21 protein-coding genes, 3 tRNA genes and 2 pseudogenes are annotated in these 26,499 nt (G+C 63.6%); 18 read left to right on the top strand and 8 right to left on the bottom strand.

The features are described from left to right. The first annotated feature begins 74 nt into the window (after window positions 1–74). Window positions 75–1,541, top strand: coding sequence for a DNA repair protein RadA (locus HMPREF2944_RS04785; protein WP_049344304.1), 1,467 nt, complete (start codon window positions 75–77; stop codon window positions 1,539–1,541). Between the two features lie 109 nt (window positions 1,542–1,650). On the opposite strand, the gene HMPREF2944_RS04790 is transcribed toward HMPREF2944_RS04785, so the two are convergent. The 6 genes from HMPREF2944_RS04790 to HMPREF2944_RS04815 form a co-directional block, all read right to left on the bottom strand. Beyond that, complete coding sequence (locus HMPREF2944_RS04790; RefSeq protein ID WP_246826261.1) at window positions 1,651–3,045, bottom strand: FUSC family protein; 1,395 nt, start codon at window positions 3,043–3,045, stop codon at window positions 1,651–1,653. A gap of 163 nt (window positions 3,046–3,208) precedes the next feature. After that, window positions 3,209–4,909, bottom strand: a complete 1,701-nt coding sequence (locus HMPREF2944_RS04795; RefSeq protein ID WP_070681031.1) for a polysaccharide pyruvyl transferase family protein — start codon at window positions 4,907–4,909, stop codon at window positions 3,209–3,211. A gap of 3 nt (window positions 4,910–4,912) precedes the next feature. Beyond that, window positions 4,913–5,971, bottom strand: coding sequence for a glycosyltransferase family 2 protein (locus HMPREF2944_RS04800; protein WP_070681033.1), 1,059 nt, complete (start codon window positions 5,969–5,971; stop codon window positions 4,913–4,915). Window positions 5,972–6,112: 141 nt separating this feature from the next. Next, window positions 6,113–7,153 carry an inorganic phosphate transporter gene (locus HMPREF2944_RS04805; RefSeq protein WP_070650005.1) on the bottom strand — a complete coding sequence of 347 codons (1,041 nt, stop codon included), beginning with the start codon at window positions 7,151–7,153 and terminating at the stop codon, window positions 6,113–6,115. Further along, window positions 7,153–7,770: a phosphate transport regulator gene (locus tag HMPREF2944_RS04810; RefSeq protein ID WP_070650004.1), complete on the bottom strand. Its 618-nt coding sequence runs from the start codon at window positions 7,768–7,770 to the stop codon at window positions 7,153–7,155. Before HMPREF2944_RS04810 ends, HMPREF2944_RS04805 begins: the two co-directional genes overlap by 1 nt. 726 nt (window positions 7,771–8,496) lie before the next feature. Next, window positions 8,497–9,228, bottom strand: coding sequence for a histone acetyltransferase (locus tag HMPREF2944_RS04815; RefSeq protein WP_070681036.1), 732 nt, complete (start codon window positions 9,226–9,228; stop codon window positions 8,497–8,499). A gap of 134 nt (window positions 9,229–9,362) precedes the next feature. Here HMPREF2944_RS04815 and HMPREF2944_RS04820 point away from each other — a divergent pair. The 7 genes from HMPREF2944_RS04820 to HMPREF2944_RS04850 all read left to right on the top strand — a co-directional run bounded on the left by HMPREF2944_RS04820 (window position 9,363) and on the right by HMPREF2944_RS04850 (window position 14,106). After that, a tRNA-Lys gene (locus tag HMPREF2944_RS04820) sits at window positions 9,363–9,435 on the top strand. Between the two features lie 88 nt (window positions 9,436–9,523). Beyond that, window positions 9,524–10,033 carry an asparaginase domain-containing protein gene (locus HMPREF2944_RS04825; RefSeq protein WP_049333411.1) on the top strand — a complete coding sequence of 170 codons (510 nt, stop codon included), beginning with the start codon at window positions 9,524–9,526 and terminating at the stop codon, window positions 10,031–10,033. A 37-nt stretch (window positions 10,034–10,070) separates the two neighbouring features. Continuing rightward, entirely contained in the window at window positions 10,071–10,634 is a 564-nt protein-coding gene (locus tag HMPREF2944_RS04830; RefSeq protein ID WP_070681039.1) for a hypothetical protein, read from the top strand. Window positions 10,635–10,734: 100 nt separating this feature from the next. Beyond that, window positions 10,735–11,541 (top strand): organic solvent tolerance protein OstA, encoded by an 807-nt coding sequence (locus tag HMPREF2944_RS04835; RefSeq protein ID WP_070681042.1) that lies wholly within the window; start codon window positions 10,735–10,737, stop codon window positions 11,539–11,541. 142 nt (window positions 11,542–11,683) lie between these two features. After that, on the top strand, window positions 11,684–12,304 hold the full coding sequence (locus HMPREF2944_RS04840) for a multidrug DMT transporter permease (RefSeq protein ID WP_070483424.1): 621 nt from the start codon (window positions 11,684–11,686) through the stop codon (window positions 12,302–12,304). A gap of 64 nt (window positions 12,305–12,368) precedes the next feature. Then, window positions 12,369–13,514, top strand: coding sequence for an MFS transporter (locus tag HMPREF2944_RS04845; RefSeq protein WP_070681045.1), 1,146 nt, complete (start codon window positions 12,369–12,371; stop codon window positions 13,512–13,514). Between the two features lie 73 nt (window positions 13,515–13,587). Beyond that, a complete protein-coding gene (locus HMPREF2944_RS04850) occupies window positions 13,588–14,106 on the top strand; it encodes a hypothetical protein (RefSeq protein ID WP_049333418.1) in 519 nt (172 codons plus the stop codon). A gap of 176 nt (window positions 14,107–14,282) precedes the next feature. Here HMPREF2944_RS04850 and HMPREF2944_RS04855 read toward each other — a convergent pair whose 3' ends face one another. After that, window positions 14,283–14,939, bottom strand: coding sequence for a DedA family protein (locus HMPREF2944_RS04855; RefSeq protein WP_049333420.1), 657 nt, complete (start codon window positions 14,937–14,939; stop codon window positions 14,283–14,285). Between the two features lie 328 nt (window positions 14,940–15,267). Here HMPREF2944_RS04855 and HMPREF2944_RS04860 point away from each other — a divergent pair, with 328 nt between their 5' ends. The 9 genes and pseudogenes from HMPREF2944_RS04860 to HMPREF2944_RS04900 all read left to right on the top strand — a co-directional run bounded on the left by HMPREF2944_RS04860 (window position 15,268) and on the right by HMPREF2944_RS04900 (window position 25,678). Continuing rightward, window positions 15,268–17,427, top strand: a complete 2,160-nt coding sequence (locus tag HMPREF2944_RS04860; RefSeq protein WP_070681048.1) for a RecQ family ATP-dependent DNA helicase — start codon at window positions 15,268–15,270, stop codon at window positions 17,425–17,427. A 37-nt stretch (window positions 17,428–17,464) separates the two neighbouring features. After that, entirely contained in the window at window positions 17,465–17,992 is a 528-nt protein-coding gene (locus HMPREF2944_RS04865; RefSeq protein ID WP_070681051.1) for a nucleoside deaminase, read from the top strand. Between the two features lie 500 nt (window positions 17,993–18,492). After that, a complete protein-coding gene (locus tag HMPREF2944_RS04870; protein WP_239665907.1) occupies window positions 18,493–19,395 on the top strand; it encodes an ABC transporter ATP-binding protein in 903 nt (300 codons plus the stop codon). Between the two features lie 2 nt (window positions 19,396–19,397). After that, window positions 19,398–22,004 carry a YhgE/Pip domain-containing protein gene (locus tag HMPREF2944_RS04875; RefSeq protein ID WP_070681054.1) on the top strand — a complete coding sequence of 869 codons (2,607 nt, stop codon included), beginning with the start codon at window positions 19,398–19,400 and terminating at the stop codon, window positions 22,002–22,004. Window positions 22,005–22,046: 42 nt separating this feature from the next. Continuing rightward, window positions 22,047–22,667 carry a TetR/AcrR family transcriptional regulator gene (locus HMPREF2944_RS04880; RefSeq protein WP_049344327.1) on the top strand — a complete coding sequence of 207 codons (621 nt, stop codon included), beginning with the start codon at window positions 22,047–22,049 and terminating at the stop codon, window positions 22,665–22,667. 191 nt (window positions 22,668–22,858) lie between these two features. Beyond that, window positions 22,859–22,945: transfer RNA gene (locus tag HMPREF2944_RS04885), tRNA-Ser, on the top strand. 102 nt (window positions 22,946–23,047) lie between these two features. Then, window positions 23,048–23,687, top strand: a pseudogene (gene upp / locus HMPREF2944_RS04890) (uracil phosphoribosyltransferase). Window positions 23,688–24,259: 572 nt separating this feature from the next. Beyond that, a complete protein-coding gene (locus HMPREF2944_RS04895; RefSeq protein ID WP_070681057.1) occupies window positions 24,260–25,015 on the top strand; it encodes a winged helix-turn-helix domain-containing protein in 756 nt (251 codons plus the stop codon). Window positions 25,016–25,133: 118 nt separating this feature from the next. Next, a pseudogene (locus HMPREF2944_RS04900) lies at window positions 25,134–25,678 on the top strand (histidine phosphatase family protein). A 62-nt stretch (window positions 25,679–25,740) separates the two neighbouring features. Here HMPREF2944_RS04900 and HMPREF2944_RS04905 read toward each other — a convergent pair. Next, a tRNA-Ser gene (locus HMPREF2944_RS04905) sits at window positions 25,741–25,832 on the bottom strand. Window positions 25,833–26,133: 301 nt separating this feature from the next. Between HMPREF2944_RS04905 and HMPREF2944_RS04910 the strand changes: the two genes are divergently transcribed. Then, complete coding sequence (locus tag HMPREF2944_RS04910; protein ID WP_049345921.1) at window positions 26,134–26,481, top strand: DUF4190 domain-containing protein; 348 nt, start codon at window positions 26,134–26,136, stop codon at window positions 26,479–26,481. Window positions 26,482–26,499 lie beyond the last annotated feature (18 nt).

Raw genomic sequence — 26,499 nt, forward strand, 5'->3', positions numbered from 1 at the left:
ACCCCGCTGTACGCCCGTCGCGAGAGATGACCTTCGCCCCGGTAAGAAAGCGGGCCCGCCCCTACAATAGAGCCATGAGCGCCCGCACCAAGACCACCAAAACCGCCCCCGCCTACCGCTGCACCGAATGTGGCTGGACCACCGCCAAGTGGGTGGGCCGCTGCGGCGAGTGTCAGACCTGGGGCACCGTCGAAGAAGCCGCCGGGGGAACCCGCGCGCGCACCCGTGCCGCATCCAGCGTGCAGAAACCCGCCCAGCCCATCGCCGAGGTCGACTCGCGTGTGGCCGCCTACATGAGCACCGGAAACCCCGAATTTGACCGCGTACTCGGCGGCGGACTCGTGCCCGGCGCGGTCATCCTCATGGCGGGCGAACCCGGCGTGGGCAAGTCCACCCTACTGCTGGACGTTGCCGCCACCTTCGCGCGCGGCACCGCCGGGATTGCGGGGCAGAAGGGCGCGCAGAACCGTACGAACACCCCAGCGCAAAACACCTCTGCGCAGAACACCCAGCCGCCGCGCCCGGTCCTGTACATCACCGGCGAGGAATCCGCCGCGCAGGTCAAGCTTCGCGCCGACCGCATCGGTGCCATCGCGGAAACCCTCTACCTGACCAGCGAAACCGACCTCGGTACCGCCCTGGCTCACATCGAGCAGATTGACCCGGCGCTGCTGGTCATCGATTCCGTGCAGACCCTCGCCTCCGCGGAAGTTGAGGGTAGCGCCGGTGGTGTCACCCAGGTGCGCGAGGTCGCCGCCTCCGTGATTGCAGCCGCGAAGGAACGCAATATGTGCACCCTGCTCGTGGGGCACGTGACCAAGGAGGGCACCATCGCGGGCCCGCGCCTGCTCGAGCACCTGGTGGACGTGGTCTGCCAGTTCGAGGGCGACAAGCACTCGAATATCCGCATGCTGCGCGCGATTAAGAACCGCTTCGGCCCCACCGACGAGGTGGGCTGCTTTGACATGCACGAGGACGGCATCGCGCCCGTGCTGGACCCCTCCGGCATGTTCGTCTCCAGTACCCCGCACCCGGTGGCGGGCACCTGCGTGACCGTTACGATGGAGGGCCGCCGCCCCCTGCTCGCGGAGGTTCAGGCGCTGCTGGATCAGGCGGTAGCACCGGCACCTCGACGCACCGTTTCGGGCCTGGATTCGGCGCGTATTCAGATGCTGTTGGCGGTGCTGCAGCGCCGCGCCGGGCTGAACGTGGGCAAGCTCGACTGCTATGTCTCGACGGTGGGCGGCGCGAAAATTGCGGAGCCCGCCGCCGACCTGGCGTGCGTCATGGCGCTTGCCTCGGCGGCGCAAAATAAGCCGCTACCGCGCAAACTCGCGGTCTTCGGCGAGGTCGGCCTGGCCGGTGAAGTGCGCGCCGTGCCGGGCATCCGTCAGCGCATCGCGGAGGTGGGCCGCCTGGGCTTCACACACGTGCTGGTGCCCGCCTCCCCGACCGGCGTGGGGGACGTACCCGAGGGCGTGACCGTGCGTGAGGTGACCACCCTGGGCGAGGCGCTGGCACTACTCTTCCCGCAGAAGTAGCCGCCCGCGCATCAACAGCATAGAGATAGCGGAGGAGGGGGCTCCCTGCTGACGTGAAGGTCGCCGGGAGCCCCCTCCTCTATGCTTTGCGGCTGGTCCGCCGACCCCGTTAGTCCCGGCGAACCTGCGAGGGACGGTCGGTGCGCGGCTGGGAGGCGTTCTCCTCCTCGTTCTCGAACAGCATGATGTTGATCGAACGGGTGTGTAGCTGATCGGGCTGTCGCTGGATATTCTCCGAAGCGTTCTCCGGAACGGTACCCGTCACGGTGGCGGCGCCCATTTCGGCGGCGCGCGCCTCCATCTCTTCAGAGCTCACGTGCAGGTCAATCACCGGCAGGGAGGAGGTGCTCGGGGCGTGCTGCGTCATGGCCTCGCCCAGGGGCATTAGCTTGTCCAGAGCCTCCTTGTGGCTCATGCCGGTGGCCTCCATGAAGTCCACCACGATGAGGCGCAGCATCAGCACCAGCGACTCGCCCTCGAAGGAGGCCACACCCATGTAGTGCGGGTCGAGGGTTCCGGCCAGGCGCACCATGCGGTCCTGCGCCTTCTTCATGTAGTGCTCGCGCTCCTCCTTCTTCGGCGCAGACATGCCCAGGCCGATGCTTTGGGAGGCCAGCGACAGCTCGTCCAGAGCCTTGCTCAGCGATACCTGAGCGGCCGAACGCAGCTGCACGTGGCGAATGGTTGAGGCCATGCGACGGTTGAGCACGCGGTCGTTACGAATGGCCAAATCCACCGCGGCGAGGGTCTTCGCCATGCGTTCCAGCTCCTCGCGGTTCTTGCGGCTATTCCACGACAGGTCGTTCATGCCCTGCGCGGTGATGAGGTCGCCGCGGCACGCATCGTAGAGCGGCTGCAGGGCGCGCGCATCGAGCAGGCTCTGGTAAGCCTTGTTGTAATCGTAGTAGCGGATTGCCTCGGAGGAGAGCTGGAAAACCTTCGCGAACGTATCCATGAGGGCCTGTGCGCGGGCACGCGGGTTCTTGCGCGGGTCGCGCGGCATCAGGTACATGGTGAGGAATGCAAAGGCGCCACCCACAATGCCGTCGAAACTGCGGGTGAACGCATCGTCAGGTACGGGCAGTAGCAACGTGAAACAGGCCTGGAAGCTGAGCTGAATCGTAAAAATAATGCCCTTATCAATAAATCGGGCAATAATCACGGTCAAGAAAAGCACCACTGCCGCCTGCCAGGTACCGTGACCGAGCAGGATCAGCAGAAGGTCGCCAATGAGAATGCCGAGGGTCACGCCGAAGGAGACCTCAAGGATTCGGCGGGAATGCTTGGCACCGCTTACATAGCCGAGGGATACGAGGGCAGCGACCGGCGCGAAAATGGGCTCGTGGTGGCCCAGGACGCGCTCAGCGAAAAGCCAAGCGCCCATAGACGCCGCAACAATCTGCACAGACTGAAAGAAGTCTGCTCGGACTCGGTGAACACCCTCACGGATGAACTGTCGAGTACTACGTTCTGCGTTGCGAAGAATGTCTGCGAATTGTGCCATGGGAACCATCATACCGTCGAGCCGAGCGGGGCGAGGGGAGGCCGGAGTATGCGGTTCTGTGACGTGCGACCTGCACCCCCGGCCAGGTCGGGCGCTCTCTACGGCGTTGGGGGTGCTGGAGGTTCTGCGCGGCGCCGGAAGAGCGCCCAGAGGGGTAGCCGACCTAGCCGCGGATGCGGCGGGCCACCCGGCGCAGAAAGCCGGTGCGGTTCTCGGGCTCCGGCGGCTCGGGGTTACGCTCGTCCCGGGCTTCCCCTCGAGGTTCGTTGTCGCCGGGGCCGGCCGCCTCGCGGGGCTCTTCCCGCTCGGCCAGCAGGCGCTCGAGCTCGGCGCGGTGCACGGCATCCCAGGAGTGCGCCCGGTCGGACATGGCCCACTCGAACCCGGCCGTCAGGCTCGTAGCCGTAAAGAGGTCGCGGGCGGCGCGCACGGTCGCACCCAGCGGCTCGGGTAGCGCCGGGACTTGTGTCGCGGCGGGGAAGGGTGCGGGGGCTTCTGTTTTTCCGGGCTTCTCTTCACCGTGCGCAAGAATCTGCGTCAGCAGGTAGGCACGTTCGGCTTGTAGCGCCTCCAGCAGCTCGGTGCGGCGCGCATCCGTTGCTACCGCCGCATGTCGTAGAGCTGCGGCAACCATCAGCTCGGGAACAGCACCTGCGAGCATACCCAACGGCAGGGTGAACTCGCCCAGCCCGTACTGGCTCAGCGCGCCGCCCACCCGCATCTGCGTGAACGCATCGGGAATCAGCGCGAGCACCGGAATACCGGCCGCGGCCGAGAAGACCGCCGGATGGTAGCGGCTGGTCAGGGTGAACGCCGCCGCACGGTGCACTGCGACGCTCTGGTCGGCGTGCAGAATCGGCAGCAGGGTCACCGGGGTGGAGGGGCTGAGCCGCTCGGCGATGCGCTGGTGCGCCTGAATATCGCCGCTGGTCGGGTCCTGCGGGTCACCGTAGTGGCTCAGAAACACGGGCGCGTAGCCGTGCTCGCGCCACATGCCGTCGAGTAGGCGCGCAATCTGCTGAGCCTGCTGGTCGGTACATTCGTTGACGGTCACGCAGACGTAGTGCTCCGGCAGCTCGTTAAGTGCCTGACTTGCTGAAATACCCTCCGCATAGTGCAGGGTGCGTGCCGGGTAAACCGTCGGGTAGTCGGTAGCGTCATCCACGCTCAGGCGCGCGTCAATATCCCGTTCGCGGCACCAGGCGAGCGAGGAGCTTTCGCGTACCGTCACCGAACGGGCGGTGCGGAGCATACGCTCCAGAACCTGCGCATCCTCGGGGTTGAGGACCGGGCCCAAGGACTGGCCGGTCACGAATAGGGGAACACCGGCGTACTCGGTGGCGAGGGTCACCGCGGCACGCTCGTAAAGGAGCCAACCGAAGCGGGAGTTGAGGTTGCCGCCGCCCGAGATGACGACCGCGTCCATGGCGGCGATGGAGTCCGCGAAGCCCACCATGCGTTCGACGGTCTGTTCCAGCGGGTGCAACACCTCGGGCAGCGCCTGCACCTGCGGTAGTGCCACCAATTCGGCGATGGAGGGCCGCTCCCGGTCGGCGTGCAGCTCAGTCAGGACGCACTCGAGCGCCGCGAGGGTCAGCTCACGCTCGGCCGGCGCCCAGGGGAAGAGGAAAAACGGCAGGTAGGAGTAGCCATCGCCCTCTGCGCCGCGGGGCGCGTTGAGGTACCGCGCCGAGTGTCGCTCGTCGCGGGTCATGAGGGTGACCTCCGCGTCGCCTTCGGCAAGTGCCTGAGCGCTCGCAATGGTCATCGCCTCGTCGCCCACGTGGTAGGTGTGCTGGCCGATATCGCCGACCACGAGCACGCGCGGCGCGCGGGAATGAGTAGAATGAGCGTTCTCCGTCATGGGTTAGCGGCCCTCCCCGTGAGGCGTTGCGGAACGCATGCGCCGCGCGAGGGAGCGGGCCGCGGAACTCAGAGTGCGCAGGGTGCCGCGTCCCCGCGACCGGTCGGCAGCGAATCGGGCCTCCAGCTCGCGCTGACGCGCATCCATAGCGGCCTGACGAGCCTCAATGCGCTCTAGCCGCTTCCCGAGGGAACGCAGAAGATCCAGGGATTCGCGGGTCAGATCGTGCCCGTCAATCACGCGACGTTCCAGATCGGCCATCAGGTGCGCCTGGTAGAGGTACGGGCCCGGGCGCCCGCCGGACTGTAGGTCGTCGCGAATCGCGCGGGCGCGCACGCTTGCATCAAAACGGGCGTGCTCGGCCTGGCGCTGCACGCTATTGGCCTCCGCGCCGTCGGCCTCCGGGCGCAGCGACCAGTAGGCGAGGGGCTCGTCCACGAGCAGCACCTCGGTCACGGCGGCGGCACGCAGGTTGAACTCCCAATCGCCGACCACGGGCAGGGACTCGTCGTAGAAACCGACCAGCTCGTGCAGGCGGCGACGGTAGAGGATTCCAATGGGCACCGCACGGTTGGTGCGGTAGAGGAACTGCAGTCCGAACCCGGGCAGGCCGTCGTGGAAGATGCGCTCCTCGTATACCTCGAACTCGCCCTCGGGGGTTTCGCGTTCGTAGCGTTCCACCACGCGGGTCGAGCAGATGAGTGCATCGCTTGCGCGCAGGGCCCCGACGGTGCGCTCCAGGAACTCGGGGGCCCACAGGTCGTCATCGTCGTGGATGGCCACAAATTCGCTGTCGGTGGCCGCCAGCCCGGCGTTTGAGGCCGCCTCCATATTCCCGCCGCCGGTGGTGAGCAGCATGAGTCGCGGCGCATCGCCCTCCAGCAGGTGCGCAAGGGGCGAAGCCTGCAGAATGGCGCGGGTGGCAGGCTCGTCCCCGCCGTCGTTGATGACGCAGACCGTGTAGTCGGTGAAGGTCTGCTCGGCGATATTGGCCAGGGCGCGGCGCAGAAAACGGGGGCGGTCCTTCGTGCGGACCAGAACAGCTACGGTGGGGGAGGGCATAGTCACTTATCAGTTGGGGGAGGTCGTGTGAAGGCTCGTGAACTCACACCATTATGAAGGGCGTTAGCTCCCGCGCTCAACCCGCGCCGACCATAGATGAGAAAGGGAATCAGGTGGGGTCTACGGCGGCCCCGCGAAGCCTCAGAGAAGCGCCTGAACCGCCATCATGACCGCCACACCGACAATAAAACACGCCGGAATAGTCACAATCCACACCAGCAGAATCTGAAGCACAATGCGGGGCTTCAACGCGTTGAAACGCTGGTTAACACCCGCGCCCAGGGTCGATGCGGTCGCCAGGTGCGACGAAGAGAAGGGAACCTGCAGCAAAAAGTACCCAAGAATCTGCACGGCGGCGGTGGTTCCCTGCGCGACGGCGCCGCGGAGGGGATCGATGCGCACCATCTTGTACGCGAAGGTGTAGCCGATGCGCCGCCCGCCGCTGAGCGTTCCCAGGCCCAGGGTCAGGGCGATAAAGAGCGTGCCGAGGAGCATCCCTGCGGTGTCCAGACGGTACGTTCCGCCGGAGCCCGAACGGTCGCCGAGCAGGGGAACCATGAGCGACCACAGGAGCAGGTACAGATAGCCTGTCTGCACTCCGTGCAATAGTGAAATCGCGGAGGAGGACACCGCGAGCACCTCGCGGGAGCGCTGGTTGACCATGCGCGGGTTGTGCCCCACCACGAGCCGGTAGAAGGGAATCACCATGACCCAGGAGAGAACAAAAATCAGTGGAGGCAGGTAGAGCAGGGGCCAGAGGGTCGCCTCGAAGATGTGCGGCAGAAACGAGCTGAGGTGCAGTTCCTGGCTACCCTGCGTGCTGAATCGGGCCCACCAGCTGACCCCGGCCAGCGCGCCGATGAGCGCGTGGGTCGAGGAAGAGGGCAGGCGGAGCGCCCAGGTCAGCATGCCCCAGATGGAGCAGACGAGCAGCGCGGCGAGGATGCCGCTCAGGCCGGTCTCGCCCTCGGGGGCGCTCACCCAGGTGGCCGAGTATTCGCCCAGCAGCAGGAAGGCGCTCACGACGCCGAGGACGTTGAAGAGCGCCGCCAGGTAGAGGGCTGAGCGTTCGCCGAGGGCGCGAGTGCGCACGGGCACGGCGACCGTGTTGGAGGCGTCGTGCATGCCGGTCACGTAGACGGCCGCGCCGAACGCGCAGAGGGCGAAGGGAATCAGGAGCATTAGGACTCCTGCACGATGATGCGGCCAATCTCGGTGGAGACATCGCGCATCGCGTTGGAGGCGGCGGTCAGCTGGGCCAGGAAGGTCACGTAGCGGCGGTAGCGTTCGTGGGTGTAGCGGGTGGAGATGTGGGCTTCGTACTCTTCGGCGGTGCGCAGGGCCTGCCGCGAGATGCGGAGCATGTCCATCCAGTAGTTGTCGAGACCGCGGATATCGGCGAGCTTGGGGATGACGGTCGCGGTGAGTACGGCCTGCCGCTGAATGATGTCCAGAATCGAGGTGATGTGCGTGGCAAAGCCGTCAATGCTGTGCAGTGACAGCACGTGCGCGGCGCTCGTGAGCTTTTCAACGGCGGTGGTGAGCTTACGGGCCAGGGTGTAGATATCCTCGCGCGGAATCGGCGGGGAGAAGGAGCTACGCACCTCGGTGAGGGTGCGGTAGAGCAGGTCGGTGGAGTCGGCCTCGTGCGCGAGCATGCGCTCGAAGAGGGCGGGGTATTCGGCGACGGGGGAGCCCACCATTTCGGAGAGGAGCGCCGCGGCCTCGCCAACCTGGGCCGAGATTTCGGCGAGGGAGGCGAGGGATTCGTTCGCGTGGGGGAAGAGGCGGTGCAGCATAGTTCCCAGTCTAGCGAGTGGTCGGGGCTGAGGAGTATTTTGGACGCGACCCACGCCCAGAACCTATACCCGGAATCCGTGCCCAGAACCCAGTCGCAATAATGTATTCTCAATTTCGCATATACGGAGTCTGTGGTGCGGCGTGAAGAGATACGCCAAAACCGGGTGCCGGAACCGGGCGCTGGAACTGTGGGCTGAAAGCCCGGACCAGCCCGGACCAGCCCAGACCGACCCGGGCTATCTCGAGCTATCCCGGGCTGAATCGGGCCGAGATACGGGCTAGCCTAGACCGGGATGCGGACCATAAAATACAGGCCGAAAACATAAAACGGTGGGGGTCGATTTCTCGACCCCCACCGGAACGTTTAGGGATGTCGGGTTGGGAGCGCCTCTCGGCGGAAGGCCGCTCGAAGCGGCTAAAGATTTGGAGCCCGGGGCTACCTATTAGCAACCCGACATCTTGTAATTATTATCTACCCGCGCCCCGCAAGAGTCAATCGAAAACGCCCGTTTCACGCCCTTAGCGTGCAAAGTGGAACCTGTGCCAACTCACGAAACTAACCCCGATATTGATGCATCGGTCCCGCCTTAAAACCTAGACTCTGACGAGGGTGTTGCGCGTTTCAACAAAGCGCCTTATCGGGCCCCCATCGGCAGGGATCGAGCGTGGCGCGAACACCGGCAGTCGGCAAATCGAGGAACCCAGCAGAGTGGGGCATCCGGCCTCTACGCGATTTCCTCCGGGTCTCGTCGAGAAGCCTCCGCGGCGCGCCACTGGGCGGCCACCGCCTCCAGGTCCTGCGCGTCCTGCTCGAGCTGCGCCGCCTGCCGCGGCATACGCAGGTGACGCTCGACCGCCTCACGCTTAATCTCGTGGCTCGTCGCCACCGGACTCACCGGCGCCGGATTACGCGAGTACCGCGCGAAATCCACGCGAATCCCCAGGGCCACGACGCGAGCGAAGGCCGCGCACCGCTCCATCGCCATATCCAGGTCCCCCGTGTACAGACCGGCCAGGATCTCGTCAATCGTGCGCACAACCTCCTCGGCGCCCGGCGGATCCGGCACCCCCGCCACCACGTGCGAGCGGTAGTCCTCCGCCATGCCCAGCTCAAAGGCACGGCTCACCCCGCGCGGGGAGCGGTGCACCGTGTCCCGCAGTCGATACATGCGCCAGAGCGCGCCCGGCAGGGAGTGCGCGCTCGCGTGCGACCATAGTTCGGCAAGCATTTCGATGCCGTAGTCGTCGGTGAAGCTGACGAGCCGCTCGGTCAGCTCTCGATCCCGGCCGCGCCCGCGCGTCAGCAGGATGCGGGCCGAGGCGTGAGCCGCCTCCTCGCGGGCGGCGGGATCCATGCCGCCCTCGTGCCGTTCGAACTTCTCGGAGGTAAAGAGGACGGGTCGGTGATGCGTGCGGCGGCGGGAGCGTCCGCCGGTGGAAGATGCGGATGTAGACATAGGATTACCCAGTGTACTCCTGCCGTGACCCCGCGCATTTTCGCCCGCCGTGCCGCGCCCCGCACCGTTCCGGAGGCGAGAGCCGTTAGTGTATAGTAGTTTTTATCTGCAGGCTGTATAGCTATGCGGAAAGAGCGCCTTTAGCTCAGTCGGTAGAGCTACGGACTTTTAATCCGCAGGTCGTGGGTTCGAGCCCCACAGGGCGCACCGAACGACCCGTCGCCTCCCGCTCAGCGGGGGTCGGCGGGTTTTTGTGTCGTTATTGGTTCTGTTGCTCAAGAGATGAGGAGACCCCGTGAGCGTCACCATTAAGAACCCCGAAGAAATCACGATTCTGGCCACCGGCGGCACGATCGACAAGTTTTACTCCGTCGCCGGCACCATGGATATCGGCGAACCCGCCGCCAAGGACCTGCTCGACCGCGTCATCACCGACGTGCGCTTCGACATCCGCCCGCTCATCGGCAAGGACAGTCTGGATATGACCGACGAGGACCGCGCCGAGCTGACCGAGGCCCTGGACGCCGTCACCAACACCCAGGTGCTCATCACCCACGGTACCGATACCATGCCCGAAACCGCCCGCTACCTGCTCGAGCACGCGAAGCTGGGCGAGAAGGTCGTGGTGCTGACCGGCGCGATGCAGCCGGCCGTCATGGCACGCTCCGACGCCGGTTTCAACCTGGGTGCCGCAATCGCCGCCCTGAACCTGCTGGATCCGGGCGTGTACATCAGCATGAGCGGCCGCATCTTCCCGGCTGAGAGCGTTCGCAAGGACCGTTCCCGAGGTATTTTTGAGGGCTAACGCGCCTGAACCGGCGCAGTCGTCTGAATCGGCACAGTTGTCTGAATCGGCGCAGCCGCCGGAGGAGCACGGCCCGTGCTCCGCGGGGCCCCGCGGCTCGGAACTCTCCGAGCCCGCGGAGGCCCTCGTTGTGGAGCCCTGGGATATTGGCAGTAGCGAGCCCCTGCCAGCAAAGGTGCTCTACGCGGTGCGCGTCGTACTGCTCATCGCCCCCGCGCTCGGCATGGTGTACTTCTTCATGCGCGCGGCTCTCTTTCCCGTGGGTGCTGTGCCCCTCGTGTACCTGGTCGTGCAGGGTTGGTTGGCAACCATCTACCGCGCCGACCGCTCCGTCATGCTGATTTATTGGGGCAACGCCGTCTCGGCGCTCCTGGCCGCGGTGATGGGTGTCTTCTTCGCGTACCTGCTATTCGCCCTGCACGGGCCGGATGCGCTCTTTGAACACTTCGGGGCGTTCTACGCGGGAGCCCTATTTACGGTCATGGGGTCATTCGTGCTGGAGTTTTTCTTCTCGCTGTTCTACGCGGTGGTTCTGCGCCGGGTGATTGGGCGTGACGAGGCCTTCCACCGCGGGCCGCTCTCGGAGGACACCGGCGGCTAAAAGGGCACCGTCTGCCCCTCCTTTCATGTTCGGGGAGCCTTAAACTGCGCATGATACGGTAGAGGCGTAAACCGTCGTCCACGCCGTCAGGAGGAGATATATGGGTACCCCGGACCGGACCACAGACGATTCCGCACCGTCCGTCGAAACCCCGGATGGCACCGCCGTGCGGACCCGGTACCAGGCGCCCATCCGCGACCTGCGGCCCGCCTCCGCGGAGGTGAGTGTCCCCTCCACCGCGATGCACCGCACGGTTCCCGCGAAGGCCGTGCCTCTTGCATCCCCGAAGGAAGCGGCCCTGCCCGCCGCGCACGTAGCGCAGGCCCCGACCACCTCCCTCAACCCCGCGGTGGCACCGGCCGCGCTTCCGGCGTTTCTGCGCACCTACTCCCGCGATGAGATTAGAATACGCCAGCGTCAGCTACGCAAAAACCTGCTGGTGCGCGTCGCCATTCTGAGTGTTCTGGGCCTGACGGAGGGCCTCATCATCGCCCAGTACACGCAGCCGCTGGCGATTTGTTTCTGGCTGCTTGCGGCCCTGTACATCATCGTCCAGGCCTGGCCGCTTCTGCGCCCGCCGAACGACGTTGCCGACACCTCCGTGTACAGCATCTGGGCGATTTGCTCGCTGATTGGGTACATTGGCGTGGGGCTGGTGCTCTCACCCATCACGTTCCTGCTTCTCATGCTGGACTGGGCGGGCGTCTCCATGGGCTTCGACCCGATGCTGGTGCTCTGTGGCCTAGGTCTGGTGTGGGTGAGCGAGGTTGGCCTGTCCCTACTAACGATTTACCGTTTCAACGAGTTGAGGACCGCGCTCACGCATCCCGCCCCGCAGGACGAGGCCGACGCATCCGAGGCACCCGAAGATTCCGGTGCGGGCGCGGAGGCCGCCCCCTCCGATTAGGATTCCGCCGGGACGCCCCGGCCGATGCACATAAGCTCACCGAACACACCGTATTTCACCACACCATACGTACCCCGCGCCTACCCGCCGCATCGATGAACCGTCGTATATCACGGCGCGCAGGCTCTCGAAAGATCCAACCATGCCTACCCCCGAACCCGCACCGCTCCCCGCGGCTCCGGCCGCTACCTCCCCCGAGGCGTCCGTGAAGTCCTCGCGCTCTAAACCGCCGACCCCGAACCTCGTGTCGGTTGCCGGCTGGGTGCTCCTGGCCATTTCCGCGGGCTGGGTGGCGCTGCTGGTGTACACCACCGTGTCGCTGACGACGACCCATCTTCCGCGCCTGTCCACCTGGCATTCCTCCACCCTCGTGGAGGCGCAGGCCTACTACCCGGTGCTCTTCCTGATGCTGTGCACCCTCGGGAATGTGGTGCTGCACAGTTTCTGCACGGTGGCGTTCATCCGCGGCTACCGCTGGGCCGCGGTGGTGCTTTCGGTGTCTCTGGTGATGGGCATTATCTCGGCGATGCTGATTATGCTGAGCGTGGGTGCCATGCTCGCCACGCTGAACGGTGCACCCAGCCAGGAGGTCGAGTTCCTGCTGAGCACCTCCTCGCCCCTGTACACGCCCGTGTACATCGCCGGGGGTTACCTGGTGGTGTGCGTCATCGCGCTGGCGTTGGTGTGGTCGCGCCAGTCGCGTGCCTACATGGCGGCCCGCAGCGCGTGGCGTTTGAGCCGCCGCAAGGACTACCTGCTCTAACCTCTGCCGCGGGCCTGCGGCCCGCCGATAGTTTATTCACCAACCACCGATAAGGACGAACCCCGTGACCCCTACTTCCGACCCCGCACACGAGTCACAAGTCCGTACCGACCCCGACGGGCACGATGACACCGTAGAGACGCCCGATAACGGCAAGGAACGGATTGAGTCGGCGCAGAAGACTTCAGTGCTAGTCGATATCTCCTTCTACCTGGGCGTGGGGCTCATGCTCGTGTATGCGGGTTTGGACGCGCACCAGGCCCTCGCATCCTCCGGACACGGCTGGGACATCGTCTCAATCTTCACCATTGCCGTGCCTCGCCTTCTGAGCGGAACCATCTGGGTGGAACTGATCATCCTGTGCTTCCTGGCGGTCCTGTGCACGGGTAGCAGGGGCGCACGTCAGACGCTGATGCTCTACGCGGCCGTCTGCTGCCTGAGCGGCATGCTCATCACCGCGGGTTCCTTCGACCTGGCCGGGTTTTTCTTCCCGGCCTTCACCGCGCTGAACCCCGCGACGAGCCCGGCCACCGCCTCCCTGACCGTGACGAAGGTGCTGGTCATCATCGTGGGCGTTGGCGCCGCACTTTTCATTTTTCTGCTGGGCCTTGTCTCTACTCGGGATGAGGATGTCGTCCTGTCCGAGGAGCCTCCGGCACCCGCGGCGGAGGGCGCGAAAAACGTGGCCGGGGCCGACGAAGAGGCGGGCATGACCATCGAGGAGAGGCAGGCCGCCCATTACCTGGAAATGCTCCGGCTGATTGACGAGGAGGAACGGGTGACTCGCACCCCCGCCGAGCAGCGAATCCTCGATCTTCGCGCGAAGATGGCGGTGACGGAAAACCCCCTGGAGAAGCAGCGTCTGGAGGGCGAGATTCTGCTGACGCTCCGCGCCGAGCGTGCCGGTCTGGAACCTTATGACGGCGAGCTCGACGGTGACGAACCGGTCGATGACGAGCTGGTTGATGACGAGCCGGTCGATGAGGAGAACGTCCTCAGTCATCAGAGCGCAGATGCAGAAACGCGTGCTCGCCTGGAAGAAGCACAGGCACATCGGGAAGAAGAGGAAGCCAACCGACGGGCTGAAGAGGCCGTTGCTCAGCAGTACGAGACGGCCCGCCGCAAGGCTGGCCGGAGGAAGCCTCGCAAGGAACAGCGCGGCTACAAGGACACCTCGGTGTACACCGAGGAGGGATACCGCCTCAACTAGCGGTGCGAGCCGTCCCCCAAACAGACTATTCGGTTCTCCCGTCGCGGGATGGAGAACATAGAAAGGAACGATAATGTCAGAGTACGGAGCTCCGGGATTAGCCCCTCAATACCAGCAAAGCCAGCCACGATCCAACGGTCGTCCTGTTGCTTTGATCTGGGTGACAGCGCTTACTGTGCTGATTATTTTGATTGGGGCGGCACAGTCTACCGTGAGCGCTTTGGAGCGGAACCATACCGCGATGAATTCAGAGGCGCTGACGCAAGTAACCATCCCTGCACTGGTCAAAATCATCCTGATGGACGCAGTAACTATTATCGCTCTGTTATTCCTCTGGCTACGGCGTAATTGGGCACGCATCGTCAGCATCGTTTTGAGTATTTTTGGCGCGCTGGGCGGTATTTTATACATTTATGGTTCCGTCATACTCTTCAACTCTGTCGATGTACAGACGCTGAGCGGTGCAGAGTTGGCGCACTTCGTTTTTGTTCTTGTGGTGGTGAATCTGCCTACTGTTTGTAACACGGTAATAACGGTATTGCTGTTCACCCCCAGTATGCGCCGGTACACGTACGCGGCTGGCGCGTACTAAAGGGTTACCTGTGTAAAGGGGCGCGATAGGGCCTGATATGTCAAGTAGTACCGGGGGAAGCAAGCTTTCGGTACCGCTACTTCACAGAGCTTGAGAGAACGCAAAAGGTGGGGATACCAGACGGTATCCCCACCTTTTCTCGTCCCCGGCTCATTGGCCTAGAGGGACTTCAATCATTACTCAGCGGATTCGCGCTTAGCCTTCGAGCGGCCGCGCAGGTACTCGATAAAGACCGGCACCACGGAAACCAGCACAATAATCACGGCGATGTACTCGATGTTGTTGTGCACGAACGGAATACCGCCCAGCAGCACACCGGCCAGACCAATCACACCAATCCACGCAATGGCGCCGACGGTGTTCCACAGGTGGAACTTCTTACGGTCGTACGAAGAGATACCGGCTGCCAGCGAAACGAAGGTACGCACAATCGGCACGAAACGGCCCAGAACCAGGGCCAAACTACCGCGCTTCTGGAAGAACTCCTCAGTAGTGTGCAGGTTCTTCGTGCTCAGAATCTTCGCGTCATCCTTGAAGATGTTGCGGCCGTAGCGGGCACCAATCTGGTATCCCACCTCGGCGCCGGCCATTGCCACAATTACCAGCACGGGGAACGCAACCCACAGGGACAGACCCATCTGCTGGTGCAGCATACCCAGCGCAAAAATCAGGGAGTCACCCGGGAGAACCGGGAACAGCACACCCGACTCAATGAAAACAATGATCGCCGAAACAACCAGAACCCAGGGGCCGGTGTCGAGCAGGAACTGTTCAAGGTTAAGGCCTAGCAGCGCAACCGGAAGCTGCGCGAGGGCGGCGGCAAGAAAAGTCATGAAAAATCCTGAACTGTGAGTGGACCGCGCGCACGGATTGGCGGCGGAGTAACACCAGCATAGAGAACGTGCCTATGGTGAACATAGTGCAAAACTATGCGGAGGCTGTGTAGCACAGAGACAATTCTACCGGGGTTTAGCCCGGATGCACGGGTGAGCGAGGCGTAAATCTCCGGGCCCGAGAACGAAATGGCGCGCAGTGATGCGGAACTCGCACACCCTCCCAAGAAATGACCGGCTCCGAGGCCAGGATGCGCCGGGTGTGACATGATGGGAAGACAGCGCGTCGGAGCGCCCGCCCGCGAACCACCCACCGTCGGAGAAAACCATGAACCCCCAGCAGCCGGACACCGCTACCTCCCTGCGCGACGAGGCCCGCGAACTGTTGCGCCGCCTCACCGGCGCCTCCGAAGCCGACTTCCACGACGGCCAGTACGAGGCGATTCACGCCCTCGTGGCCGACCGCGCCCGCACCCTGGTGGTACAACGCACCGGCTGGGGTAAGTCCGCGGTCTACTTCATCTCCTCGCTGCTCCTGCGCGCCCGGGGTACCGGGCCGGCACTCATCATCTCCCCGCTGCTTTCGCTCATGCGCGACCAGGTGGCTGCCGCATCCCGCGCGGGGGTGCGCGCCGCCATGGTGAACTCAGCGAACGTCACCGAGTGGGACCGCATCCGCGAGCAGGTCGAAGCCGACGAGCTCGACGTGCTCCTGGTTGGCCCCGAGCGGCTCAACAACCCGGCGTTCCGCGAGCAGTGGCTGCCGTTTCTCATGCCTCGCCTGGGCCTGCTCGTGATTGATGAGGCCCACTGCATTTCGGACTGGGGCCACGACTTCCGCCCGGACTATCGCCGCATTGGCGCGCTGATTTCTTCTCTACCTGCCGGCGTGCCCGTGCTCGCTACGACCGCTACAGCAAACGACCGCGTGACCCGAGATATCGCCGAGCAGCTGAGCGCCGCGGCCGGGGACGCACCCGAGGTGTACGTGGTGCGCGGCCCGCTCTCCCGGGCCTCCCTGCGCCTGGGCGTGCTCGCACTGCCCGACGAGGGCCAGCGCCTGGGCTGGCTCATGGCGCACCTGAACGAGCTACCCGGCTCGGACATCATCTACGCGCTGACCGTTTCGGCGGCGGAGGATACCGCCTCCGCCCTGCGCGCTCGCGGATACGACGTGCTCGCCTACACCGGAAAAACCGACCCGGATGAGCGCATGGCCGCCGAGCAGGCCCTCAAGGAGAACCGCGTCAAGGCCCTCGTGGCGACCAGCGCTCTCGGCATGGGCTTCGACAAGCCCGACCTGGGGTTCGTGGTGCACCTGGGCGCGCCCTCCTCTGCGGTGAGCTACTACCAGCAGATCGGCCGTGCGGGCCGTGGAGCCGCCAACGCGGACGTCCTGCTGCTACCCGGGCGCGGGGACCAGGCCATCTGGGAGTATTTCGCGACCTCTTCGATGCCGGAGGAGGAGAAGGCCCTGCAGGTGCTGGCCGCCCTCGAGCAGACCCCCGAGGGCCTGAGCCTCACCGCGCTGGAGGCGCGTGTGCAGCTGCGCCGCTCAACCCTGGAGCTGCTGCTCAAGGTCCTGGACGTCGGGGGCGCCGTCGTGAAGGAGGGGAGCCGCTGGTGCCGCACCTCGGCTCCCTGGAGCTACGACCGCGAACGCTACGCGGGGGTTGCGCGTGCGCGCGTGCGCGAGCAGGAGTCCATGCTGGAGTACGAGCGGACGGAGGGGTGCCGCATGGTGTTCCTCGCCCGCCAGCTCGACGATACCTCCGCTCAGCCCTGCGGGCGATGCGACCGGTGCGCCGGGCCCTGGTACTCGACGCAGGTTCCCGAGGAGGCGCAGCAGGCGGCGCGTCAGAGCTTCGCCACCGTGGGGGTTCCGGTGGAGCCGCGCCGCATGTGGCCCACCGGCCTGGACCAGCTGATGGGCGCCTCCGCTCCGCGCGGTCGCCTGTCGAAGGACGAGCAGGCCGAGCCGGGTTATGCGTTGGCGCGCTTGAGCGATATGGGGTACGGAACGCGCCTGCGCGAGCTCTTCGCCACGAATGAGCTGGGTGAGCCGGTTGATTCCGAGGTGCCGACCGACCTGGGTCGCGCCTGCGTGAAGGTGCTGGCGGCGTGGCAGTGGGGTGCCGCGGGGCGACCGACCGCGGTGCTGACGTTGCCGTCACCGGTGCGTCCTCGCCTGGCGCAGTCCCTGGGTCGGGGGCTGGCTTCGGTGGGTCGCCTGACGGATTTGGGACAGGTTTCTTTGGTGGAGGAGCCCCGCTTCTTCGGCGGTAATAGCGCCTTCCGCTGTGCCGACGTTCTGCGTTCTTACCTGGTTCCGAGCGAGGTGCTGGACTACGTGCGGGAGAACCGCTGCGCGGTTCTGCTGGTTTCGGACCTGGTGGATTCCCGCTGGGCTAACACGGTGGTGGCTCGCGCGTTGAGGGAGGCCGGGGCCGCCGCGGTGTATCCTTTCTCTCTGGCCGCTACTCACTAGTCGCGTTTCACGCCCTTTTACTCTCCGACGAGGTTATATGTCATATTCGGAATATTTAAATTTGACGGTTGCTGACGGTTCTTCCACCGTGCTCAGTGACATTCCCGCGCGTGCCGACCACCGTGAGTGGATGGGCCTTGCCCTGGCGGAGGGGAAGGCCGCCGGTGAGCGCGGCGAGATTCCCATCGGCGCCGTCGTCGTGGATGAGCACGGGACCGTCGTCGCCTCCGCCGGCAACACCCGCGAGCGGGAACACGATCCCAGCGCCCACGCGGAGGTGAACGCGATTCGGCAGGCGGCGGCGCGGCTGGGGCAGTGGCGGCTGGAGGGATGCACCCTCGTGGTGACCGTCGAGCCCTGCCTCATGTGCGCCGGCACGATTCTGGCCTCGCGCGTCTCGACGGTGGTTTTTGGCGCCTGGGAGGAGAAGACGGGCGCCTCCGGTAGCCGCTACGACGTGCTGCGGGACGGGCGGGTGGCGCCGGCTCCCGAAGTGTATGCGGGGGTGCGCGCCGAGGAGTGCGCACGGCTCATGCTGGATTTTTTCAGGGAGCGTCGCTCTTGAGTGCGTTCCTGCCTGCGGTTCTCGGTGGTGTGCCCCTCGGCGATGTCCCTCGGTGGCGCACCCCTCGGCTGTGCCCTGTCGTCGGTATTCTGTTGCGAATAATTCGGTGGGCGGATTCTGCCGCTCTACCCTGCCTCCCAGCCCAGCCCCCCCCCGTCGCGCCCGGGGTTCGCATCCGCGGTTTGCCGCTGGGGGGAGGCTCGTTCCCGGGGCCTGTTCCCTGGGATTGTAGCGGGGGAGGAGGCCTGGTGAAACCGGTCATGGATTCGTTGCTTATTTGAACGAAAAACCCCAATTTTTTGAAAAATACTCCGAAAATTTCAAAAATAGACGCTTTTTCACCCGAAAATCCCCACAAAACCACACTTAACCGGGTCTACGATATATAAGCATCGGAGCCTGAGAACCCCTCCGCGTCCTTCAGCAGGTATCGCGGAACGCGGTCCTCGGGCTCGTACTTTTACCCGTTTCTACCCGTCGTACAAATTGAAGGGACCGCCGTGCTTCGCGTTGATAACATCTGGGCCAAGGGGCGTCACCACGCCCTTTTTGGCCGCACCACTTTCTCGGTAGGTGGGGGCGAAGTCATCATCGTTCAGGCCGACAGCCAGATGGAACGTACCTCCCTGGGCCTGGCCCTCACCGGCCGTTTGCCCCTGTCGGGCGGCGAGATTTACTGGAGCGCCGGCGATGAGGAGCCTCAGCCGATTTCAATGAAGAAGCTGCGCCGCATCAGCGACATTATCGATTCCCCCGATGTGACCTCCCCAGAGCAGCACATGCGCGTGCACGACTACGTCTCTGAGATGCTCTCCTACAATCTGCCGATTTTTGGTCGTTCCCGCGCGGGCCGCTGGTTGAAGGAGCGCGGCCTCGAGGATTTGGACGGCCTGTGGATGGACGAGCTGGACGGCGAGATGAACATCGAGCTCATGGCTGCCCTGGCACAGAGCAGCCCCTCGGATCTGCTGGTCTTCGATACCCCGTCGCGCCACCTGAACCACACGCGCATGTGGCTTCCCTTCCTCGAGGAGCTGGCCAACGATGAGGACCGTCCGCGCACCGTGGTGGCGATTGTCCCGCATATTTCCGATACCTGGCACGGTGCGCGTGCCGTGGTGGGTAGCGTCCACATGGATCAAGAGGGGGAGTTCGAGGCCCCCGAGGATCCGGCGGAGGAACCGACCGAGCCGGAGATTGACGTGATTGAGGTGCGTGAGGTGGAGGAAATCCCCTTGACCTCTTCGAGTCCCCTCACCCCCGCGGCCGGGGTAGCGGCCGAAGCCACCGTTGTGGCGACCCCCGTTCCCGCGGCGTCCGGCGTGACCGAAGCCGTTCGGGCCGTTGACCAGAACCCCGCTGACCAGAAACCCAACGCCCAGAAGACCGCTGAGAAGGAGTAAGAATGACTGTTCTGCGTGTTGCTCTTGTTGAGCTTAAGCGCCTGACCAGCGGTGTTTTGCCGGTCCTGGTGCTCATTGCGATGTCCTGCATCCCCCTGCTGTACGGTGCCCTGTACCTGTACGGCAACTGGGACGCCTACGGCCACGTGAACGGCATCGTGGGTGCCCTCGTGGTTGAGGATGAGGGCGCGACGGATTCTTCTGGCCAGCAGGTGAATACCGGTGCCGACGTGAAGAAGAACCTTCTGGACGCCGGCACGTTTGATTGGCGTCAGGTTCCGACCCGCGAGGAGGCCGTCAACGGCGTGGAGAAGGGCACCTACGATTTCGCGTTGGTGATTCCGAAGAATTTCTCCCGTAACCTGCAGAGCGCCGCGGCGTTTAAGCCGGATGCCAACGGTAATACGGGCACGATTGATCCCCAGTCAGCCGGTATTGAGATTGTCACGAATGACGCAAACAACTACGTGCTGACGAATATCGTGACGAAGGCGGGCACATCGGTGCGCGATTCGGTGGCGTCGAAGGTGGGTAATGCCACTGCGAATGCGTTGCTGGCAAGCTTCACCACGATTCACTCGAAGATGGGGGAGGCGGCCAGCGGCGCAGAGAAGGTGAACACCGGCACGGTCAAGCTGGCCGATGCGATTGTTCAGCTCAAGGACGGCTCGGCCACGGTGAACGACGGTGCCCTCAAGCTGAAGGACGGCACGGTCACCCTTTCTGATGGCACGACCCAGCTGGTGGATGCGCAGAAGCAGCTGGCCGATGGCGCGGATAAGCTGGCAAGCGGTGCGGCAACCCTGGACTCGGGCGCCGCAACCCTGAATTCGGGCGCCGCGAAGCTGGTGGACGGCTCGACCACCCTGAAGAACGGCACTTCGACCCTGGCTTCTGCCGCGGCTTCGGCTTCTGACGGCGCGTCGAAGCTGAAGGACGGCTCGGCCACCCTGGCTCAGGGTACTTCTTCGCTGAAGGATGGCTCGGCCACCCTGGCTCAGGGCGCGAACAGCCTGGCTGAGGGCACCCACAAGCTGCGTCAGGGCCTGGATGAGTCGGGTATCCGCGAGCTGCCGGGCCAGCTGAACGCGATGTGTCAGCACCTGCAGCAGACGGATACCTCCGCCCCGAGCGGTGATTTCGGCCGCGACCTGTCGAATACCGTGGTGTCGGCGAGTGCGCAGAGGCTTCGCGAGCGTCTGGCGCCGATGGTGGCCGCTGGCACCATGACCCAGCAGCAGGCTGATGAGCTGGTGTCTTCGGTGGATTCCGATGAGTTTAAGGGTGAGGTGGCAACGCTGAACCAGAAGGCTCTGGAGTCTCATCTAGCCTCGCGCAGTGCGACTGCCGCAGATGCTATGTCGAAGCTGCAAGCCCTGAAGTCGAGCCACTGCGTCGCGGACGGTTCTTCGTCCTCGGCGGCTAAGATTCAGACCCTGGTGTCGGGCGTGGACGCGCTGGATGCTGCCTCCACCTCGGTGGCGAAGGGTGCTTCTTCCCTGGCTGAGGGTGCGGCCCGCGTTGATAGCGGTGCTTCTTCGCTTGCTTCGGGCGCGGCTACCCTGGCCGATGGTAACGCCCAGATTGCTTCGGGTGCATCCTCTCTCGCTTCGGGCGCCTCTTCCCTGGCCGAGGGCACCGAGAACCTGAAGTCGGGTACCGATTCGCTCAAGAGCGGTACCGCGACCCTGAAGGACGGCACGAGCACTCTGGCCGAAAAGGAGCAGAGTGCCGTCGAGGGCCAACAGAAGGTGGCCGATGGCGCGTCGAACCTGAAGGACGGCGCGTCCCAGCTCACCGAGGGTACGGAGAAGCTGGCCAGCGGCACGGATCAGCTGAATAGCGGTGCCTCGGAGCTGAAGGATGGCACCTCCTCCCTGCAGAGCGGCCTGGCTTCTGGCACGAAGCAGGTTCCGAACCTTTCGGAGTCGGATCAGACGAAGGTTGCCGACACGATGTCGAACCCGGTGACGCTCTCGCACAATTCCCTGGCTTCGGGCCGTAACTACGGTGAGGGCATGGGTCCGTTCTTCATGTGCCTGGCGCTGTGGATTGGTGGCCTGATGCTGGTTCAGACGCTGCGCGTGATGAATAACCGTGCGTTGGCTTCGCACGCCCCGTCGGTTCGCGTGATGCTCGGTAGCTGGATGCCCTTCGGTCTGGTGGGTATTGCTCAGGCGACGCTCATGTTCGTGGTGATTAAGTTCGGTCTGGGCTTTGAGATGGCTCACCCGTGGCTGGCGTGGTTGTTCCTGTGCTTTGTGGCTCTGATCTTCACCGGATTTATTCACGGTCTGACGGTGTTCTTGGGTGCTCCCGGCAAGTTGGTGGCTCTGGTGGTCCTGATTCTGCAGCTGGTGACCGGCGGCGGCACGATGCCGTACGAGACTCTGCCCGAGCCGATTCGTTGGATGCACGATTTCTTCCCGATGGGTTATGCGGTGACGGGTATGCGTCGCCTGTCGTACGGGGTGAACGAGTCGAGCCTGTGGGGCATCATGCTGGTTCTGGCCCTGTGGGGTCTGGCGGGCTTGCTGCTGGGTTACCTGGGCACGCGACGTGATCGCACCTGGTCGTTGAAGAAGCTCGCACCGGAGATCACTGTCTAATAAAATAGAGGTATACCTGCAAAAAGGGAGGGAGGACTTCTGATGTTGCAGCGACCAGTCGCTGAAGCTGCAAGTCGTCGTCCCGGCCGTACTGGTAAAACTCAGTTGAAGTTGTTCAACGCTGCTATGGATATCATGACCCAGAAGGGGCTTGAGTACGCCACCGTTGAAGAGGTGGCTGCTCGGGCGGGTGTTTCTAAGGGAACCGTGTATTACAACTTCGGTTCCAAGAAGACTATGGTGGACCAGCTGGTTCAGTACGGCACGCAGTTGCTGCTGAGCGATGCGCGCCGCGCGGCGTCGGCCCAGTCCGACCCGCGTGAGGCGTTGCGGAGTGCCGTTCGTGCCGCGTTTCAGTACCTCGAGGACCGCCCGGGCTTTACCCGGATGTGGCTCTCGGAGGCCTGGAAGGGTGCGGAGGGTTGGACCGAGACGATGAGCGATAACCGTCAGGATCTTCTGGAGTATCTGGAGGAGATGACGGAGGCTGTGGCTCGCCGCTACACGGTTGATACCGCTCAGAATCCTCGTGCGATTGCGATCTCTATGTTCGGCGCGATTTACATGCTTGCCATGGATCGCGAGGTCCATCAGGTTGACCGCAACGCTGAGGACGCGACGCGTGCTGTCATGCTGGTTATAGATGGGTATATCCGTCATTAGACGAACCCGCCGGGTTCGTTGATGTTGCCGGGACTTCGGTGTCGGGTGTCGAAAAGGGCACGGTAAAAGGGCCGTGAAAAGGGCGACACCCGGTTGCCGCACGCGTTTTTGCCCCGGTGGGAGAAGATACATCCCACCCCTGTGCTTTTCTTGCCCTTTTGTCTTGGGGTGTGCTACACTTTTCCACTGTTGGTGGTGTGTCCGAGCGGCCGAAGGTGCATCACTCGAAATGATGTTTGGTGTAAAAGCCAACGGGGGTTCAAATCCCTCCACCACCGCACCAACGAAAACCCGTCGAGCTGAGCTCGGCGGGTTTTCTGTTTGCCGAATTATGCGGCTCGCCTGTGAATGTATATGCGAGTGCGAGTAAAATTTATGCTATGCGTATTAAGATTCTTGACCACCCGCTGGTCGCCCACAAGATTAGTGTTCTGCGCGATAAGAACACCCCTTCCCCGATTTTCCGTCAGCTGGTTGACGAGCTGGTGACTCTCCTGGCCTACGAGGCTACTCGCGAGATTCGCGTGGAGGAGGTTGAGGTGGTGACTCCGGTGGCTACCACGACCGGTGTGCGCATCGCCAACCCGAAGCCGCTGGTGGTGCCGATTCTGCGTGCTGGTCTGGGCATGCTGGAGGGCATGACCCGCATGGTGCCGACCGCCGAGGTGGGTTTCCTGGGTATGGCTCGCAACGAGGAGACCCTGGACATCGTGACCTATGCCGAGCGTCTGCCGGAGGATTTGACGGGCCGTCAGGTGTACCTGCTGGATCCGATGCTGGCCACCGGCGGCACCCTGATCGAGGCTATTAAGTTCTTGCGTAAGCGCGGTGCCGAGTCGGTGACCTGCGTGTGCCTGATTGCCGCCCCCCGAGGGTATTGCCGCCCTGGAGAAGGGCGTTGAGGGCATGGAGAACGTGGACCTGTTCCTGGCTGCCCGCGATGAGCGCCTGAACGAGAAGGCTTACATCGTTCCCGGTCTGGGTGATGCTGGCGATCGCCTGTACGGTTTGGCTGAATAATTTTTGATTCGGCTTCGCGAGACGGTTTCGCGAGACCAATTGTGCGCCGTCCCCGCGCTGGCTATTTCGATAGCCCGCGCGGGGACACTTTTGTCTAATAGGGCGTGCGTACGATGCGGGATGGGTGGTGTCGATGATTCCCCCCTCCGTCGAACGGGGGAGGGATAATTCAAAAAATCTACATGTGACAAGAATCATTTCATGTGGATATTGTTGGGTTAATGAGGGGTATTTGAGGGTCTCTTAAGCTTTGATTGAGGGCATGAAAATACAGTGCTCCGCGTCATCATGCCGCTTTAGATGAATATTTATGTAGATGGGGCGCGACGGGGCTTGATGCGGGACGAGTCTGGCCCGGATGAGTGGGGATGTATTGTACTCCTTTTTGGATGCGGGAAGTATCCACGATGCCGAATCCGCTTGATTTATCCGTCAAATAGGAGAAATATTAAGAGAAAGGATTGATGCTCGAACAGGTATTAGGGACTGTTGGGCCACGCGTCACTTCCGGCGCACCCCACCACCATGTAGGTAAGGCAATTCCTACGTAGATTTTGAGAGAAGGCTGAACCATGTCAGGTGCTGTACCTGGATACGTCCACATCTCCCAGCGAGGCCGCGCCGCGAAGCGTCAGGCCGTCCAGCCCCATCGTCCCGCCGCACCTGCCGCAACGTTGCGTCCGATGACATTCTCCGCGGGGGATTCCTCCCCCCACAAGAATGCTCAGGAGAACGAGGCTCGCGGCTTCGTGCTGTACGTGGGTCTGAATGAGGAGCTCGCCGCCGCAAACGGTACCTCCCTGGTGCGCATCGTTCAGGATCTGCGCACCTACGCCCACCACCTGGCCCCCGAATCTGAGTCTTACGCCGCCGTGGCGCTGGCTCCCGTGAACGCCGAGGGTAGCGACCTTGAGGTGGTCCGTAACGCGCTGGGTGATCCGACCGCCGTGTACACCTACCCGGAGGCGAATACCTCCCGCGAGGCGGAGGGCATGAACGGCCACTCCTCGGGTGTGCTGATTGACCTGGCTCGCCGCGAGGTGTTCCTGGACGGTGAGCCGCTGATGCTGACCTTCAAGGAGTTCGAGCTGCTGGCCCACCTGGTTGAGAATAGCTCCCGCACGGTTGGCCGCGAGGAACTGCTGAAGGCCCTGTGGAGCTCGGGTGACGAGCACCCGCACGAGCGCACGATTGACGTTCACATTCGTCGCCTGCGTTCGAAGCTGGGTCGCCTCTCGGGTACCGTGCGTACGGTGCGCGGTCAGGGTTACCGCTTCTTTGAGCACCCCGAGGTCGTCGTCTGGGCGGCCCCGGAGTACTCCATCTAAGCTTGTAGTTTTAGGGTGCACCCCGGTGCGCCGGCCCCGTGCCGGTGTGCCGGGGTTTACTCATGCCCGGGTGGCGGGTGCGCGGGATGTATCGGCGCGCTCTGGATAAAATGGGTGTATGGCTGAGAATTCTTCCAACACTGCATCCGGCTCGCACCGTAGCGGAGCTAAGCGCCTGATTATTATGCGCCATGCGGAGGCCGATTGGGGCTGAACGATTTCGACCGTCCCCTGACCAAGCGCGGTCACGAGCAGGCTGCCGCCGCGGGTGCCTGGCTGGCTTCGCGCGGCTATATTCCCGAGCAGATTATGTCTTCGTCGGCGTTGCGCACGCGCCAGACGACCACCTGGGTTGCGGACGGCCTGGGTTCGAAGGCCCCGACCGCGCATCTGGATGAGGGTCTGTACGAGGTTTCGGCCGCCCGCATCATTGCGCGCATTAACGGCGTTTCAGAGAACGTTCATTCGCTGATGGTGGTGTCGCACCTGCCCGGCGTGCAGGATGCCGCGCAGCGTCTGATGAGCCCCGACTCCGATCCGAACGCGTCGATGGATGTGTACTATGGCTTCCCGCCGTCCTCCATCGCGGTGTTCGAGGTGCCGGGGGAGTGGGCCCTGCTGGATGGGGCGGATGCGCGCCTCGTGGACTTCAAGAGCTTCTAGGTTGTGCGCCCGATGAAACGGGCATAGTAAAAGCCCCGTACCAGCCGGTACGGGGCTTTCAGTGGCGGAGACGGGGGGATTTGAACCCCCGGTCGAGTTTAACCCCGACCCTTCATTAGCAGTGAAGTCCATTCGGCCGCTCTGGCACGTCTCCACGGTGCGCTCGTGAGCGCATCCCTATAAGAATATAGGCTGTTTTGCGCTTGGTCAATTCGGTAGGGGCCTCGCGTGAATTAGGCGTGTTGCTCAGGTAGGCGAGGCGTTTTGCCCCAAACCGGCTGAGCCGACGGGGGCTCTACTCCGTGGGATACGGGCCGTGCACATTGAGGGTTATACGCATTTTCGATACACTACACTCCATCCAAACCGATAAATCGGGAGTTCTCTGGAGCGTGCACGTATCGACCGATACGGACGTGCCGGAGTGCCCCCATCACTCAGCGAATCGAGAAATCATGTCTGAAAACCCCAACAACCCCCAGCCCCAGTTCAACCAGGACCCCCAGTTCAGCCAGCAGGCACCCCAGTTCAATCAGCAGGCTCCTTACGGTGTGCCCGTTCAGACCCCTGAGCAGCTGGCTCAGGCGAAGAAGGCAAAGACCCTGTCGATTGTCTCTCTGGTGAGCGGTATTGTGAGCTTCTTTGTCCTCGGTTTCATCCTTGGTGCTGTAGCTATTGTGACCGGCCGCCTGGCTATGAATAACCCCGAGCTGAAGAACCGCGGTATGGCTATTGCCGGTACTGTTCTGGGTGTCGTCAGTATTATTTTGCTGGTCGCTCTGAAGATTTTTGTAAAGCAGTAAGATTGAAGCTATCTGCAG

Origin of the sequence: Rothia sp. HMSC072E10 (genome assembly GCF_001813965.1) — a bacterium.
GTDB classification, from domain to species: domain Bacteria; phylum Actinomycetota; class Actinomycetes; order Actinomycetales; family Micrococcaceae; genus Rothia; species Rothia mucilaginosa_A.